This window comes from Microbacterium sp. Kw_RZR3 (genome assembly GCF_029222405.1).
GTDB lineage: Bacteria > Actinomycetota > Actinomycetes > Actinomycetales > Microbacteriaceae > Microbacterium.
The window spans coordinates 1-16,309 of sequence record NZ_JARHXC010000339.1 but is presented as its reverse complement, the minus strand read 5'-3'; the positions used below and the strand labels follow the sequence as shown (position 1 = coordinate 16,309).

Here is a 16,309-nt window from a genome sequence, read left to right as displayed (position 1 = left end):
CCGGATGCCGCTGACCTGCCCGCTCTGCTCGACGCGATGTGGGAGCTGGTCGCGGTCGCCGCCGAGACCATCGCCCGTGAGGACCTCGCGCAGGCACCGGGTGATCTCCTCCGCGAGCTGTGGCTGGAGGACGGGAAGGTGCATCACGTGTCGCACCCCGTTCTCCCGCTGCCGCACCGGCGCACGCGACACCGCCGGCACACCACGCTCGACCTCGTCGACGAGCGTTCCGGCGTCATCACCCGCGTGCGTGATGTCCGCCACCACGCACGGGTTCCCGCGGGTCTCGTCACCCGCCAGGCCGACGTCGCCGACATCCGTGCGGTGACGTCGTGGGCCAACAACGTGCTCTGTCAGGGCTCGGCGTTCGACGATGCCGATTCCGCTCAGGCGGCCGCGATCGGCGAGTCGGTGGAGCGGTACTGCGGCAACATCCTCGACACCCTGCCCGTACGCCACGGCTCTTTCGCGCAGCTGCGCCGGGCGGGGGTGCCGGCGCTCGACCCGCGCCGACTCGTGCTGTACAGCGAAGCGCAGTACGCCGCGCCCGGATTCCCCTTCGTCCCGCTCGACGCCGACCTGCCCGTGCACTGGGTGCCGGGGCGATCGGCGGTGACCGGTCGCGAGATCTGGGTGCCGGCATCCCTCGTCTACGTCAACTGGTATTCGGCCGACGTGGCCGCCGCGCCGCCGACGAACTTTTGCGCCTTCGCGGGCATCGCCGCAGGCCCCAGCGAGGAGTTCGCCGTGACCAGCGCGATCGAAGAGGTCGTCGAGCGTCACGCGACGATGGTGTGGTGGCTGAACGCGCAGCCCCTTCCCCGTGTCGAGGGCGTGACCGCGCCGCCGGTCGCCGAGGGCTCGCGCGTCTCGTTCGTCCATCTCGACAACGAGTTCGCCGTTCCCGTCGCCGCCGCGATCCTGCACGACGACGACGATCAGCTGGTCAATGTCGGCTTCTCGGCGCGCCCTGACTTCGCCTCCGCAGCCTCGAAGGCCCTGACCGAGGCGTACACGCTGCAGGAGGGCTCGCGCGACCTGTTGCACGCCGACGGCCTGCACTGGCGGGTGATGACCGAGGGCGAGCTCAACGGTCGGGCGTTCAAGCCCTGGCGGGCCGACCGCCGCTACCTCGACGACTTCCGCGCCGACATGCACGACTGCGACGACCTCATGGTGCAGCAGCAGGTGTACCTCGATCCCCGCGCCGGAAAGCGCATGGATCGTCTCCTGCGCCCCGCTTCCGGGAGACCGATCGCCAGCGTGCCGCGGATGCCGGAGCGCTCCCGTGTCGCGATGATCGCAGCCCTCGAGCGCGCGGACGTCGAGCCGATCGTGGTCGACATCACCACCCCCGACATCCGCAGCGCCGGACTCACGGTCGTCCGAGTGATCGCGCCGGGGACGATCGGCAACGCCCCTGCGGCGTTCCCGTTCCTCGGCCACGGACGCGTCCAGCGCATCGCGGTCGAGCTGGGCTGGCGTGAGACCCCTCTCGCCGAGCACGAGATCAACCTGTTCCCGCTGCCGCATGCCTGATCGCACGCTGACCGCCCGCCCGGTGCGGGTCGGCCACGCGGCCCCGTTCCCCGCGGCGTTCCACCACTTGCAGATCGCGATGCCGACGGCGACGGGCGTCGATGCGCACGCGGTCGTCGTCGACCTCGCCCCCGAAGTCGATCCCGACGCGATCGACGCCGCCGTCCGCCGCCACTGGTGGTCGGCCGATCATGGGCAGCTCGAGGTCCGTCGCGCGTCGGCCCGCGGCCTCGCCGCCGAGGGGGCGCCCGTGCTCCGCGCATCGGATCTCGGCTGGGTCGATCCGATCGAGCGCGCGATGCCCGGCTTCCCGCTCGCGCCCGACGACGACCTCGTCGAACGCCGGTGGGTGCGCGCTCGCCGCGGGAGCGTGGAGGGATGGATGCCGTACACCGCCGCCGTGGCTCGTCCCGGTGACGCGCGGCCCGACGAGCCTCTCGTGCACCCACCGCTGCTGGGCGGGTTCGGTGCGGGTGTCGACAACGACGACGCACGCGCGCAAGCGTCGAGGTCTGTCGTCGTCGACGACGCGCTGTGGTGCTGGTGGACGGGCCTCGCCCCCGCGGCATCCCTTGCTCTCTCTCCTCAGGTGCGGGACTCGTGGGCCGACGCGGACCTGGAACTGACCCTTTGCCGCCTCGATCGCGGAGTGCTCGGCCCGGTCGCTCTGGCCGCCGTCGACGATGGCCGCGTCCTCACGGTCGGTGGCGGATACGGGCTCGACGCGCCCGGCCAGCGCGCCGCGATCGCCCGGGCGCTGTGGCAGCTGGTCATCGCGCGCTCGCTCGACGATCCGGGCTCCGACCTGCACGCGCTCGGTGTGCCGGGGGTCGTGCCGCCCCGCGTGGACCGTCGCTACGCTCCCACCGATCCGCGCGCACGCCGACGCCTTCTCGACCCTCTCGCGCACGTGCAGCTCGCCCTCGACCCGCGCGTGCGGACCGCCCTGCTCGGACGCCTCGACGACCTCCGCCCGGGTCCTCCCGCGGTGAGCGTCGCCGCCGAGACCTGGACGGTCGACCTCGCCCCCGACGGCCGCGTCGTGAGGGTGCTCCGCCCCGACGCGATCCCCCTGCCGCTGGGGGCGTTCCGACTCGATCCCGCTCTCATCGCGGCGGCCGCGCGACGCCCGGGGGCGAACCCCGTGACGCCGGCAGCCGCCGCGCAGACACCCTTCCCGGGGTGGTGAGCGGGTGCTCAGCCGCGGTGCGACACCCCGAGCTGCGCCTCCGTCAGCACCTGCCCCTTCGGCCGCTCGCTCGCGGCCAGCGCGAGCCACGTCTCGACCACCGTGTCGGGGTTGAGGGACAGCGACTGGATGCCACGGGCCACGAGCCACTCGGCGAAGTCGGGGTGGTCCGAGGGCCCCTGCCCGCAGATCCCGACGTACTTGCCCTGGCGCCGGCACGCGTCGATCGCCATCCCGAGCAGGTGACGGACCGCCGGGTCCCGCTCGTCGAAAGCGGATGCCATGAGCGCCGAGTCGCGATCGAGCCCGAGGGTCAGCTGGGTCATGTCGTTCGAGCCGATCGAGAAGCCGTCGAAGTGTTCGAGGAACTGCTCGGCGAGGATCGCGTTCGCGGGGAGCTCGCACATCATCACGACTTTGAGACCGTTCTCCCCACGGCGCAGGCCGTTGGTCGCGAGCAGGTCGATGACCGCGGCCGCCTCACCGACGGTGCGGACGAACGGCACCATGATCTGCACGTTCGTGAGCCCCATGTCGTCGCGCACGCGCCGCAGAGCCTCGCACTCCATGTCGAAGCACGCGCGGAACTCGGGGGAGACGTACCGCGCGGCTCCGCGGTAGCCGAGCATCGGGTTCTCCTCGTGGGGCTCGTAGAGCGGACCGCCGATGAGGTTCGCGTACTCGTTCGACTTGAAGTCCGACAGGCGCACGATGACCGGCTCGGGTGCGAAGGCCGCCGCGATCATCGAGACGCCCTCGGCCACGCGCTGGATGAAGTACTCCTCCGGCGACGGGTAGGCCGCCACGCGCGCGCGGATGTCGTCCGCGAGCTCGCCGTCGAGCGCGTCGAGATCCAGGAGCGCGCGCGGGTGGATCCCGATCTGCCGGTTGATGATGAACTCGAGCCGGGCCAGCCCGACGCCGGCGTTCGGCAGCCGCGAGAACGCGAAGGCCTGGTCGGGGGTGCCGACGTTCATCATGATCTTGGCGGGGGGTTCCGGCATCCGGTCCAACTCGGTCTGCTCTTCAACGAAGGGCAGGATGCCGCCGTACACAAGGCCGTCGTCGCCCTCGGCGCACGAGACCGTGACCTCCTGCCCGTCGGCGAGCGCGCGGGTGGCGACACCCGTGCCGACGACGGCGGGGATGCCGAGCTCGCGGGCGATGATCGCCGCGTGGCACGTCCGGCCGCCCCGGTCGGTCACGATCGCCGAGGCGCGCTTCATGATCGGCTCCCAGTCGGGGTCGGTCATGTCGGCGACGAGCACATCGCCGTGCGCGAAGTCGGCCATCTGGTCGATCGAGGTGAGCACGCGCACGCGTCCCGCGCCGATGCGCTGACCGATCGCGCGCCCCTCGAGCAGCACCGGGCCGCGCTCGGCCAGCACGAAGCGGCGCAGGACGCCCGCCGACTGGCGCGAGACGACCGTCTCGGGGCGGGCCTGCAGCACGTACAGACGCCCGTCGACACCGTCCTTGCCCCACTCGATGTCCATCGGGCGGCCGTAGTGCTCCTCGATGACCAGGGCGATGCGGCCGAGCTCCTCGACCTCCGCGTCGGTGAGCGAGAACTGCGCCCGGTCGGCGGCATCCACCTCCACGAAGGCCGTGCTGTCGTCGACGTGGATGCCATCGGTGTAGCGCATCGCGATGGCCTTCTCGCCCACCGACCGCTTGAGGATCGCCGGGCGCCCGGCGCGGAGGGCCGGCTTGTAGACGTAGAACTCGTCGGGGTTCACCGCGCCCTGCACGACCGCTTCGCCCAGGCCGTACGAGCTGGTGACGAACACGGCGTCCTCGAAGCCCGACTCGGTGTCGAGGGTGAACATGACGCCCGAAGCACCGATATCGGACCGCACCATGCGCTGCACCCCGGCCGAGAGGGCGACCTCGTGGTGGTCGAAGCCGTGGTGCGCGCGGTACGCGATCGCGCGGTCGTTGTAGAGCGAGGCGAAGACGCGACGGATCGCCTGCAGGATGTTCTCGATCCCTCCGATGTTGAGGAAGGTCTCCTGCTGACCCGCGAACGAGGCGTCGGGGAGGTCTTCCGCGGTCGCGCTCGAACGGACGGCCCAGGTGACGGCATCCGGATCCGACTCCTCCGCCACGAGCGCCGCGTAGGCGGTGCGGATGTCGGTCTCGAGATCGGCCGGGAAGGGCTGCTCCTCGATCAAGGCGCGCACCCGGGCTCCCAGTTGGCTCAGCGCGGCGACGTCGTCGACGTCGATGCCCTCGACCGCCGCGCGGATGCGCTGGTCGAGCCCGCCCTCGGCGAGGAAGCGTCCGAATGCATCAGAGGTGGTGGCGAACCCGGGCGGGACCCGGACGTCGGCGGATGCCAGGTGCGACACCATCTCGCCGAGCGAGGCGTTCTTGCCGCCGACCTGCGCGAGATCGCTCATGCCGATCTCGTCGAAACGAAGGATGTTGGTCATGGGGTGGGCCTTTCGTGGGGGCGGTCCCGCAGTTTCATCGACTGCAGGATCACGGCGGACATCTCCTCGACGCTCCGGGTCGCGGAGCTGAGGAAGGGAACACGGGTGCGGCGGTAGAGGTCTTCGGCCCGGCGGATCTCGAGGGTGCACTGGGCGAGGCTGGAGTAGGTCGAGTTCGGGCGGCGCTCGTGTCGCACCTGGCTGAGGCGCAGCGCGGTGGTGGTGAGCCCGAAGCAGCGATCCGCGTGCGGGGCGACGATGCGCGGCAGGCCGTCGGTGGGGAAGTCGTCGTCGGTGAGCGGATAGTTCGCCACGAGGAGCCCGTAGTGCAGGGCGAGGTACATCGTGGTCGGCGTCTTCCCGCAGCGGGAGGGCGCGACGATGATGACGTCGGCGGTGTCGAGCGCGCGGCCGCTCTGGCCGTCGTCGTGCTCGATCGCGAACTCGACCGCGCGCATGCGCGCGAAGTACCGCTCGAGGTCGCCGAGCCCGTGATACTGCCCCGAGCGCTGCTCGGCGGGGGTGTCGAGCGCGGCTTCGAGCTCGGTCAGGTGCCCCGCGAGGAGGTCGATGACCACCGCCGCGGAGCCGGCGATCAGAGCCCGGATGCCGGCATCCTTCACCGTGGCGAAGACGATCGGCGCGGCCTCCGGCGTCGTCGCGCTCTGCAATGCCGCGGCGACGGTCGACACGGGCGTCACCGTCCCCACGAAGGGGATGGTGTGGCGATCGAAGTGGGCGGCGGGGAAGTTGGCGAGGAGCGCGTTGCCGAGGGTCTCGGCGGTGATCCCCGTGCTGTCGGACACGAAGAACACCGCGCGCGTGGCGGCGCTCAGCACGGTGTCCGCGGTGTCGTGGGGTGGGCCATGCGACGACGCTAGGGAAGTTCACTCAGAATTCCTGCGCCAAGTGAAAGTAAGAAATCGGATTCTTATCCGATGCGTAATCCGCGCTCTCAGGGCACTGCTTCGTAGGACTGCACGCTGGCAAGACCGATCAGCGGCATGATGTGAGCCGAGACCCACCCCACCTGGAAGTCGTAGACGCCCGGTCGGAACTCGGCGGCGACGCGCGCGGAGTTGTCGAAGGTGACGCCCCTCTGGAGCACGACGTCACCGCACTCCGTGGTGTGGAGGAGCACGCTGGGAAGGCTGCTCGACCCTTTGAACCCGCCGGAGGACTCTCGTGGCTCCGCGGAGGTGACGGTGCACCGCCACGTGGTCAGCACGTTGTTCTCGAGCGGCGGCCCGATGAAGAGCGTGAACACGGTGAGCGCGAACCCCAGTGCGACGACGAGCAGGGACGCGAGGACCGCGAGTTTGCTCGGAGGCTTCTTCTTTCGACCCGCCGGCATCAGCGCCCCTCGGTCAGGATGCCGTTGACCTCGGTCTCGATCGCGCGTGCGCGCGTGGCGGTCTCGGGGCTGCCCGCGTGCACCCCGGGCGCGAGCCGCGTCAGGACGCTTCGCAGGCGCATCAGGATTTCCGTGCCGGTCGACCCGCCCGCGATCGCGTCGTCGATCTCGCGGGACCAGTTCTGGTGCCCGGCGGCGTCGAGCTCGTCGCGCAGTCCGCGCGCCGTCGCGAGAACGTCGTAGGCCATGAGAGGACTTCCTGTCTGCTCGAGCGACAACGGACGAAGAGCATCTCGGCTGGTCGTCGCGCGGTCGGCATCCGGTTCATTCCCGCAGGAAGGTGAAACTCTTTACCGTCGGAAGGCCGTCGGGCAGAAGCGGCATGATCGTGCGGGAGAACCATCCCGTCTCGATGTTGTACACCCCCGGCGCGAACGACGCAGCGATCTCGGCACTGTTGTCGAAGGTGACCCCCTGCTGCCAGCTCAGGGCTCCGCAGTCGTTCGTCTCGATTCGGACGATGGGGAGGGTCGGGCTTCGTCCGCCCCCGGAGGATGCCGCGCTCGCCCCCGTCACCGTGCACTCGCGGCCCTCGATCCCGATGTCGTCCCAGATGGGAATCAGGACAACTCCCAACGCCGCGAGCATCATCAGGGTGAGCGCGCCGAGCACCGCGCCGCGCTTGAGGGAGCGTCGTGACGTCTGGCGTCGCCGGCTCATGCGTTCGGCCACTGCTCGCGTGGCGGGGCGGCCCGGAACTTCACCATCGACATCCCTTTCCCCTTGCGCCGCGTGTCGGCTCTTCGGCGCCCGATCAGACGAGACGCCTGAGAGAGTCGTAGACGGCTTCCCGTCGTTCATCGATTCTGCGATTGTTCTCGACATCGGGGACGATGCCGTCCATCAACACGAGGTCGGTGAACGAGTTCATCCCTCCGAAGACCGCCAGGCCGCGGGCGGCCGCCTCGCGAACCTCGTCCGGGCTGCCGGCGCGAAGGAGGTCACGGGCGACCCCGTCGAAGAACGTCGCGTATCGGTCTTCGTCGACGGTTCTCAGCGCCTGGGCGAGCGTCACCACGTCTGCGACCGCGCTGTCGACGAGTCCCGCGTTCATCGAGGTGCTCCTCACCTCTCCTGCAGGGGGCGGGCGGCGTCGGGGATCGGGAGGTCGGGGCGGTACTGCCGGAAGTATTCGATGAGCTGCGGGTAGCCGAGCATGATGCCGGTGGCGTAGAACCGGGTTTTCGATCCGGTCTTTCCGAGGATGCCGCCGTAGTTGCTCGTGATGTGCGGGGCGAGGGCCGTGAGCTCGGCGAGGGGGATCTCGCGGGGTGCCGCGATCATCGGGAAGGACCAGATGGTGTCGGGGGTCACTTCGAGCCGTAGGCGGTGCATGCCCTTGGCGAGAAGGATCAACAGGATGCCGCCGACGACAGTGGCAACGCCGGCGATCCTCATCGCTGGCGGTGATGCCGGACGGGTGAAGGCGACCAACGCGATGACGGCTCCCAGCGCGACGACGGCGATGCCGACGGTGCGGATGAGCACGCGTTGCCAGCGTCGGGTGGAGACGACGAAGAGGACGTTGGCCTTGGTGGCCTTGTAGGTCGCGGTCGATGGGGAGCGGCGGATGCCGGCTGACACGGCCAGTGTGACGATGACCATCGCGGCGACGGCGACTCCGACACTCACGGCCGTGGTGGAGAAGTTCATGGCTCAGCCTTTCATGCACTCGATCGGGGCGTCGGTCAGCTCACGGGCTCATACGACTGGGCCTCGGGAAGCCCGTTCGGGAGGAGTCTGATCAGGAAAGCGGATACCCAACCAATCTGGAAGTCGTAGGTACCTGGCACGAAGTCAGCGGCGATTTCAGTGTTGTTGTCGAAGGTCACGCCGTTCTGAAGGGCGATGTCACCGCAGTCGCTCGTGTGCAGAAGCACGCTGGGCAGCGTGGTCGACCCCTTGAACGTTCCTGATGATTCATGAGGCTCCGCCGATGTCACGTCGCACTGCCATGTCGTGAGCGCGTTCCGCTCCAGCGATGGGGCGACGAAGAGGAAGAAGACGACGACTCCCACCATGAGGAGGAAGATCGATCCGAACACCTTGAGCCTGAGCGAGGACTTGCGCCGGGGAGTCGCCATCACGGTGCCCACCTTCCTACAACGGGTCCGTCCCCGCCATTCGCGAAGCCCTGGAGCAGACCACTGACGATGTCCGTCGACCTCATGTCGCCGGGCTTGAGCACAGTGTTCACCAGGCCGCCGAGGGCACCCGTGACGTGGCTCACTCCCAGCTCAGCCAACATGCTTCCGTAGTTGAGGGGCGCAGCGTGTCGGCCACTGGTCGTGGCCGCGACGAAACCAGGGAATCGTTCCGCTATCTCTTCTGCAAGGCCCTTCCCGAGGTGGCCGGAGATCGCGGAACTGCCGGCGCCCGTGACAAGTCCTGAGGCGCCGGCCTGGAGGTAGCCCAGGGGGGAATGGTCGCCGTCACTGAACTGGTAGTCGAGCACGTTGCCCGTGGATCCGCTGGCGCCACCCGAGACCATCCCCCGATTGATGGGATTCCTGAGGAAGTTATAGAGGTTCTGCGCGCCCTTCCCCGCGTCATCCGCAAACGAGGCGATGCGCACGACATCCTTCGCCCTGGCCAGCCCCGCTGCGACGCCTCCTCCGACAGCTCCTGAAACGGCGCCGGTGAGCGTGTCCGTCCCAACCTTTCCCCAGTCGACCGTTCCCGTCGTGGTCTTCTGTGAGATATACGATGTTCCGCCGGATATCAGAGCCCCGCTGGCGGCACCGATGAGGACAGCGCCGACCGGCCCACCAACCCCGGTGAACATCAGCCCCACTCCGACGACGACGACGGCCCCGGCGAGGATGACGTCCCAGTTGTCCCCCACCCAGTCTGTCGCCGTGGCCAGCGCCCCCTGCCGGGCCTCGCCGTAGGCCGTGAGCTCGGCGTCCGTCACCGGACGCAGACCCAGCGGGTCCGTGGCGTGCAGCGGGTCGTTGCCCGCGTACGAGTAGGGGTTCGTGCCCCAGACCGCTCCGACGGGCGCCTCGAGGGGGTCGGTGGTGAGGAACCCACGGGTCGCCGGGTCGTAGGCGCGTGCGCCCATCCACTCCAGTCCCGCGATCGCGAGATCCCCGCCCGGGGTGATCGACACCGCGTCACCACTCAGCGCCTGCACCGCACGCAGCGCTGCCCACGGCTCGTCGGCCGCGGCGGAGCGCGCGTCGCGCCAGCCTCCGACGATCCATTCGCCGTCGATGCCGGCCAGAGCGCCGGGGGCGCGGAACAGGTCGGTCGAGCCGGCGCGCAGAGCGCGGGGCGTACCGTCGGCGGTGTCCCACAGGAGCGGGATGCCGTCGACCTCGACGAGGTCGCCGAGCCCATCGACGCGCAGGGCGACGTGGCGTTCTTGGCCGCCCGACGCGCGCTCGGTGATGCCGCGGAGCCACCCTCGCTCGTCCCAGGCGTAGGTCGTCTCGTGACCCGGAGCGGTCTCGCGCACGCGGCGACCCCGCTCGTCGTACGCGAACGCGGTCATCCCGGCGGCGTCCGACAGCGACAGGAGCTGCCCCGCCGCGTCGTACGTCGAGACGCGCTCACCCTCGCGGGACGTCTCTCGCACGAGGCGTCCGGCGGTGTCGTACTGCCAGAGCGTCTCGCCCGCGTCGGTGACGGCCGACACCAGCTGCCCGGCTTCGTCGTGCAGGTAACGGGTCGAGCCCGTGGCATCCGTGATCGCGAGGATCCGGCCGGTGTGGTCGCGCTCGATGCGCGTCACGGTCGCGCCCGTGGCATCGGTCCGCGTGTGCGCGACCGGGAAGCCGTCTGCGTAGTCCCAGGTCTGCAGGCTGTCGCCTGCGCGGGCTTCGAGGATCCGCCCGAACGCGTCGCGCGTGTAGTGCACGGCGCCGAGGCGGGAGTGATCCAGACGGGTGAGGCGGCCCGCGGCATCCCGTGTGTAGTCGACGGTGACCCCCGTGGGGGTGACGAGGCGGGTGCGAGCACCGTCGGCGTCGTACTCCCACCGCGTCGTCTCGTCGCCCGTGACGCGCTCGACGAGCCGGCCGATGCGGCTGTAGCGCAGCGTGTGGGACACGGTTTCGGCGCCGGTGTGGTCGACGACCGTGGCGGATCGTTCACCCGGATCGCGGCGGATCTCGGTGACCCGGCGCCCGTCGACCGAGAGACCGGATGCCAGCCCCGCAGCGTCGTACGTCCACTCGGTCGTGACGCCGTCCGGCGCCGTCTGCGCGATCTGGCGACCGGCTGCGTCATACGCGGCGGTGGTCACCCGCCCGAGCGGGTCGGTCTGCGAGGCGACCTGGGCGAGGTCGGTGTACGCGCGCGTCGTCACCGATCCGAGGGGATCGGTGATCGACACCAGGCGCCCCCGGTCGTCATAGGCGTACCGGGTGACCCCACCGATGCCGTTCGTGGCGGCGACGAGTTGGCCGGCGGCGTCGTACGCGAAGCGACGGATACCGTATCGGGCGTCCTGCGAGAACGTCAGGCGCCCCGCGAGGTCGTAACCCAGACGGGTGACGCCGACGCCGGGGGTGTCGAGACGGACCACGCGCCCGACCTCGTCGTACACGGTCTCGGCGCGCTCGCCGGTCGGCAGGACACGGGCGACGACGCGCGAGTCGGCGTCGTACTCGAGGGTGGTGCGGGCCTCGTTCGCGTCGACGGCCGCGACGGGGCGTCCGCAGTGGTCGTACTCGTATCGGGTCGTGCGACTCGCGGGGGTCGTGATCGCGATGACGCGACCCGCCAGGTCGCGGTCGATGCGGGTGAGGCCGCCGTCCGCGTCGAGGAGCTCGACCGGGCGCCCGCAAACGTCGTAGGTGATCAGCGACGCGTCGCCCGCGGCATCCTGGATCCTCTCCGGCCGGCCGTAGCTGTCGTAACGGACCGAGGTCTCTTCGAATGCGGTGCGCACCGTGAAGGTGGTGTCCTCGCGCGAGATGTCAGTGTGCACGCCGGTGGGATCGGTCGTGCGCACCAGCTCGCCGACGGCGTCGTACTCGCGGGTCCAGACCCCGCCCGTGGGATCGGTGATCTCGCGCAGGCGGGAGAGGGCGTCGTGGGTGAAGCCCCAGGTCGCGCCGTCGGGGAGGGTGACGCCGGTGACGTTGCCGAAGTGGTCGAACGAGCGGTCGATGCGACGCCCGAGCGGATCGGTGGTGCGGGTGAGCTGCCCGTGCGGGCCGTACTCCAGCTCGGTGCGGGCGCCGAGAGGGTCGATGATCGCGGTGACCACCCCGCCGGGGCCGTGCTCGTAACGCCAGATCGCGCCGTCGGGGTCTTCCCGGCTCAGCAGCGAACCCTCGGAGCTGTAGGTGTAGCGCGTGACCGCGCCCAGCGGCGTGATCGCCTGGGTGACGCGGCCCGCGCCGTCACGCACCAGCCGTGCGGTGGCGCCGTCGGCGTTCCGCGTGGCAACCAGTTCCCCGTGCGCGTCGTAGTCGAAGCGCACGACGACACCCTCGGGGTCTTCGACCCGGCGGAGCAGCCCTTCGGCCCAGTCGAGTTCGGTGACGCCGCCGCCGGGGTCAGTGATGCGGGAGGGGTTCCGCTCCAGATCGTTGGGGTAGTCGTAGGTGACGACACCGCCGTCGGCGGTCACCACTGTCGTGATGCGGTCGTGGTCGTCGTAGCCGTAGGTGATGTCGGCGCCGTCGGGGGTGACGGTGCGGGTCTTGCGTCCGCGGGTGTCGTAGGCGTGGACGGTGATGCGTCCTTCGCGGTCGGTGACCGAGACGAGGTTGCCGGACGCGTCGTACGCCATCGACTGGCGGTTGCCGTCCGTGTCGATGACGCCGACGAGGCGGCCCTTGCGGTCGGCGATCCACGTGTTCGCGTTCGACCCGTCGGCGTCGGCGACTTCGGTGACGCGGCCGGAGAGGTAGGTGAAGCGGGTGTGACGCCCGAACTCCGTGGTCTGCTCCCGCACGCGCCGCTGGGTGTCGTACACGTTCGTGCACTCGATCACACCGGTCGCGGCGGTGACCTGGTCGATGAGGTCGTCGTCGTTCCACCGGTACGTGCGCGTCCCGGCGGGGCCGGTGACCGCGGTGAGGCGGTGGTCGTCGTTGTAGAGGTATTCGACGCGGCGCCCGTCGGAGGAGGTGACGGATGCCACGAGTCCGTCGACGTAGTCGACGTCGATGCGGCGGTTGCGGGAGTGCTCCAGGGCGACGATCGCCCCGGCGGCATCGCGCACCACTGACACGACGTTGCCGGCTCCGGCGCCGGCGCCGAGCCAGTCGCCGCCGGTGGTGAACGCCCACCAGGCCCCGGCGTTGTCCGTCACGAGCAGGCCCTCGGACAGGGCCAACCCGCGCGCGGCGAGGTCGTCCGCGCTGGCGCGGTTGAGCCAGGAGTTCTCCCCGGTGCCTCGCGCCCAGTCGCGCCCGTCCCGGCCGAACACGATCTGCCGCCCGTCCGCCATCACGAACCGCGCATCATCGTCGGACAGCAGCAGGGTGGTGTCGAGGATCGACGACCACCCGACACCGAACACCCCCGCCCCGTCGTTCAGGGAGTTGTACATGCGTGTCAGCGACAGCAGCGCCGTCGCCGCGGGGAACGGCAGGTCGTTCTCCGGCTCGAGGAAGTTGCCGGTGGCGGAGTTGACCGGGTCGTTCACGAACCCCGTCGTCGGTGCCCCGCCCCACGCGGTCGGGGGGTCGATGGTCAGGTCCTGACGGGTCGCGGACACCCCCGCCGCGGCCAGCGACGCCGCCAACGCGGCATCCGACACCGTCCCGATGCCCCCGTTCGTCCCGGCGTCCTCGAACGCCTGCGCGATCGTGTTCGCCCACGCCGTGTCATTCGCATTCGCGTCCAACCACGCGCGGAAACCCGCGACGACCGGACTGACATCAATGCCACCGAAATCGCACGTCGCCATGAAATCGCCGGTCCACTCCGACAGACGCCCCGGGTGCGCCGAGAGGCCGGCGTCCAATTCCGCGGTGCCGTTGGCGAACGACCGGAGGTTCTCGGGGCGCGCCGACGACGTGCCGCCGCCCCCGCCTCCGCCGCCCGGTGCGGGCGTCTGTCGGGGCGACGACGTCAGCGTCGTGGCCTGGAACACCGGCGGATCGATCGGCCCCGCGGTGGGCGGCGGCTCCTCGCCGAAGATGTCGTCCCACGTCGCGTCCAGCCAGTTCGACCGCCGCGCCTCGACTCGGTCGCGCCACTCCCGCGCGCGCTTGCGCCGCGCGTTCTCCTCCCGCGCCGCATCGCTCAGGCGCCCCATGAACGACGCCACGTCGCGCAGTCGGTAGACCAGCTCGCGCGCGTCGCTCGCCGCGATGTCGGCGTTCGCGTTGAACAGCTCGGAGAAGTAGCCCGAGAAATCGGTCCGCGCCGTCGCGGCGTACGAGATCCGCGACGCGGTCTGATCTTCGATGTGGTTCGCGGCCGCGTTCGCCGCCGACGCGACAGCGTCGGCCCGTCCGAAGTCGTACGTCAGGTCAGGTGCCCCATACACCTCGAGATCGACATCAGCCACCGAAAACCCCCCAGTCGTCCCGCGGTCACACACCGACCGCTCATGGCGACAGAAAGGATAACTCGCCACCCTTTTTCGTCCCGGAAGACTTGATTTTGCTCGGCGTCTGCAGCAAGAAGACGGCCGTTCCGCTCCCGCACGGCGTCACCTGGGGATTGCCGATGAGCCCGTCAGCATCCAGGCTCTCCGGAGGTCGCGCGCTCCCCGAGGAATAGACTGGATGCCATCGACACCGTTCTTCCGGGATCTTCCGTGGCCACTTCCTCTCCTGCGCGCGCCTTCGACGTGCGCCATCTGCAGCTCGCGCGCGCCTTCTTCGCCGCCGTCGCCGCTGCCATGGTCACCTTCTCGTCGGACCACTCCGCGTCCGTGGGCCTCGCTGTCTTCAGCGGGTTCACGCTCGCCACGGCGCTCGTGTTCGCGCTGTCGGCCTGGGTCGTCTTCCCCCGTGGCGCCCGCGCGACGGTCATCGTCCTCGCGGTCGTCTCGGCGATCGCGGGCATGGCGGCGAGCGTCCCGTCGTGGCGCGAGACCGGCACCTTCTTCGCGATCGTGATCGCGTGGGCCTTTGTGAGCGGCCTCGTCGAGGTGATCGCCGCGATCCGCGATCGTCGGGCCGGTCGCGCCGCCGCCGCCCCGCGCGACGGTCTGCTCATCGGCATCCTGACTCTCGTCCTCGGTGTCGGACTCCTGGTCACCAACCCGCAGTTCGCCCTCGGCTACGCGATCGAGGGAGCGGGCTCGTTCACGCTGACCGGCATCGTCATCGCCGTCGGGCTCTTCGGCGGTTACGCGGCGGTCGTCGCCGTCTTCCTGGCGATCGCGGGATTCTCGCCGCGCCGCCCCGAGCCGATTCCGGCTGCACCCACCGAGGAGGCCGTGTCGTGACCGACAAGCCCGCCGAAAAGCCGACCCGTCGCGATCTGATGAAGCCCGTCCAGCTGCTGGGCCTCGCCTTCGGTGCCGCCGTGTTCGCCGGTTTCGTCACGCTCATGTCGATGGGCTTCTTCCAGACGCGTCCCGCCGATGAGATCCAGCGCGCTCTCGTGGTCGGTCTCGTCGCCGCCGGCGTCACCTTCATCGTGGTGCTCGTGAGCGTCGCGCTCATGCTTCTCGTCGTCGACCCCGCGAAGGTCACCGCGACCGTCGACCGGCCGTTGCTGCTTCCGAAAGAGACTCCGGATGCCACCGCCCCCGACGCCGCGAACGCCCCCGAGGCTCCGCCGGCCGACGGCGGCCCCGAGAAGCCGCGGGGCTAGCGCTTTTCGAAGGCCCGAAGAGGAATGACCCCGCTGACCTATCGCAGGGGTGGTGGTGGCGATACCCTGATCGCGCGGTCTACCCGAGACCGCTCTCTGGGAGGTCTGCCTCGTGATCGGTTCACGGGTTTTTCCGTCGCGCGTGCGTGCGTGGGTCGTGTCGATGGCTGTGGTTGTTTTGGCTTCGTCGGCGCTCGTCGTGGGGGCACCGGCCCCGGCGGCGCAAGCTCTCGGGGGCGCGGCTATCTGCACAGGCTTCGCGCAGTGCAACAAGCAGCAGTTGGGTAACGGTGGTTACGAATCCGTTTACACCACGTCGTTCTGGAACATGATCGGCGGTCACAACTGCACGAACTATGTTGCGTACCGGTTGGGCCGCGACGGGGTCAGCCGGTTTACGATCACTGGGCAGGGGAACGCATACGAGTGGGGCAACGCTGCCGTATCGAAGGGCATCTCCGTCGACAAATCGAATCCGAGGCCCGGAGACGTGGCGTGGTTCGATCGATCGGTCGCGCCCGGGTTCGGGCACGTCGCCTACGTCGAGTCGGTGGATGTTCAGGCCGGGACGATAACCGTTTCCGAGGACAACGCCGGCGGTGACTTCGATTGGCGCAAATATCGCATCAGCGAGGTGAGCGGGTTCATCCATGTCGGGAAGAAGGCTCCGAGCGTTCCTCGTGTGGCTTCCGACTTCAATGGTGATGGGAAGTCTGATCTGGTCTGGTACGAATCGTGGAATCACAACGGCGCAGCGCAGGTGCTGTTGTCGAATGGCTCGGGTTTCTCGGGCTCGGAGTGGTTGAGCGGTTACAGTCGGCCGGATTGGGCGGGTGTCGGTGACTTCAACGGTGATGGGAGGTCGGATCTCGCCTGGTATGAGTCGTGGAACAACAATGGTGTCAAGGTGCTGTTGTCGAATGGGTCGGGATTTTCGAGTTCGACGTGGTTGAGCGGATACGGTAAGCCGGATTGGGCGGGTGTCGGTGACTTCAA

Annotated in this window: 14 protein-coding genes; 5 read left to right on the top strand and 9 right to left on the bottom strand. The window is 69.6% G+C overall.

Annotated features, from left to right (window positions below; all coding sequences use genetic code 11):
* Both P2P98_RS19040 and P2P98_RS19035 read left to right on the top strand, forming a co-directional pair.
* On the top strand, positions 1-1,539 hold a 1,539-nt coding region (locus tag P2P98_RS19040; RefSeq protein ID WP_275801848.1), incomplete at its 5' end, for a YcaO-like family protein.
* On the top strand, positions 1,532-2,728 hold the full coding sequence (locus tag P2P98_RS19035) for a hypothetical protein (RefSeq protein WP_275801847.1): 1,197 nt from the start codon (positions 1,532-1,534) through the stop codon (positions 2,726-2,728). The genes P2P98_RS19040 and P2P98_RS19035, both read left to right, overlap by 8 nt.
* 8 nt (positions 2,729-2,736) lie before the next feature.
* Here P2P98_RS19035 and ppsA read toward each other — a convergent pair whose 3' ends face one another.
* The 9 genes from ppsA to P2P98_RS18990 form a co-directional block, all read right to left on the bottom strand.
* A complete protein-coding gene (gene ppsA, locus P2P98_RS19030) occupies positions 2,737-5,163 on the bottom strand; it encodes a phosphoenolpyruvate synthase (RefSeq protein ID WP_275801846.1) in 2,427 nt (808 codons plus the stop codon).
* Positions 5,160-6,002 carry a pyruvate, phosphate dikinase/phosphoenolpyruvate synthase regulator gene (gene ppsR / locus P2P98_RS19025; RefSeq protein WP_345799734.1) on the bottom strand — a complete coding sequence of 281 codons (843 nt, stop codon included), beginning with the start codon at positions 6,000-6,002 and terminating at the stop codon, positions 5,160-5,162. The genes ppsA and ppsR overlap by 4 nt, the downstream gene beginning before the upstream one ends.
* Positions 6,003-6,118: 116 nt before the next feature.
* Entirely contained in the window at positions 6,119-6,517 is a 399-nt protein-coding gene (locus P2P98_RS19020) for a hypothetical protein (RefSeq protein ID WP_275801845.1), read from the bottom strand.
* Entirely contained in the window at positions 6,517-6,765 is a 249-nt protein-coding gene (locus P2P98_RS19015) for a hypothetical protein (RefSeq protein ID WP_275801844.1), read from the bottom strand. The genes P2P98_RS19020 and P2P98_RS19015 overlap by 1 nt, the downstream gene beginning before the upstream one ends.
* Before the next feature lie 76 nt (positions 6,766-6,841).
* On the bottom strand, positions 6,842-7,237 hold the full coding sequence (locus P2P98_RS19010) for a hypothetical protein (protein WP_275801843.1): 396 nt from the start codon (positions 7,235-7,237) through the stop codon (positions 6,842-6,844).
* 94 nt (positions 7,238-7,331) lie between these two features.
* Entirely contained in the window at positions 7,332-7,631 is a 300-nt protein-coding gene (locus tag P2P98_RS19005; protein ID WP_275801842.1) for a hypothetical protein, read from the bottom strand.
* A gap of 11 nt (positions 7,632-7,642) precedes the next feature.
* A complete protein-coding gene (locus P2P98_RS19000) occupies positions 7,643-8,230 on the bottom strand; it encodes a hypothetical protein (RefSeq protein ID WP_275801841.1) in 588 nt (195 codons plus the stop codon).
* Between the two features lie 35 nt (positions 8,231-8,265).
* Positions 8,266-8,664, bottom strand: coding sequence for a hypothetical protein (locus tag P2P98_RS18995; protein ID WP_275801840.1), 399 nt, complete (start codon positions 8,662-8,664; stop codon positions 8,266-8,268).
* Entirely contained in the window at positions 8,661-14,054 is a 5,394-nt protein-coding gene (locus tag P2P98_RS18990; protein WP_275801839.1) for a DUF6531 domain-containing protein, read from the bottom strand. The genes P2P98_RS18995 and P2P98_RS18990 overlap by 4 nt, the downstream gene beginning before the upstream one ends.
* A 252-nt stretch (positions 14,055-14,306) precedes the next feature.
* Between P2P98_RS18990 and P2P98_RS18985 the strand changes: the two genes are divergently transcribed.
* From P2P98_RS18985 to P2P98_RS18975, 3 genes are all read left to right on the top strand, one after another.
* Positions 14,307-14,942: an acyl-CoA synthetase gene (locus tag P2P98_RS18985; protein WP_275801838.1), complete on the top strand. Its 636-nt coding sequence runs from the start codon at positions 14,307-14,309 to the stop codon at positions 14,940-14,942.
* Positions 14,939-15,313 carry an amino acid transporter gene (locus P2P98_RS18980; protein ID WP_275801837.1) on the top strand — a complete coding sequence of 125 codons (375 nt, stop codon included), beginning with the start codon at positions 14,939-14,941 and terminating at the stop codon, positions 15,311-15,313. Before P2P98_RS18985 ends, P2P98_RS18980 begins: the two co-directional genes overlap by 4 nt.
* A gap of 112 nt (positions 15,314-15,425) precedes the next feature.
* A partial coding sequence (locus P2P98_RS18975) for a CHAP domain-containing protein (protein WP_275801836.1) occupies positions 15,426-16,309 on the top strand: 884 nt, incomplete at its 3' end.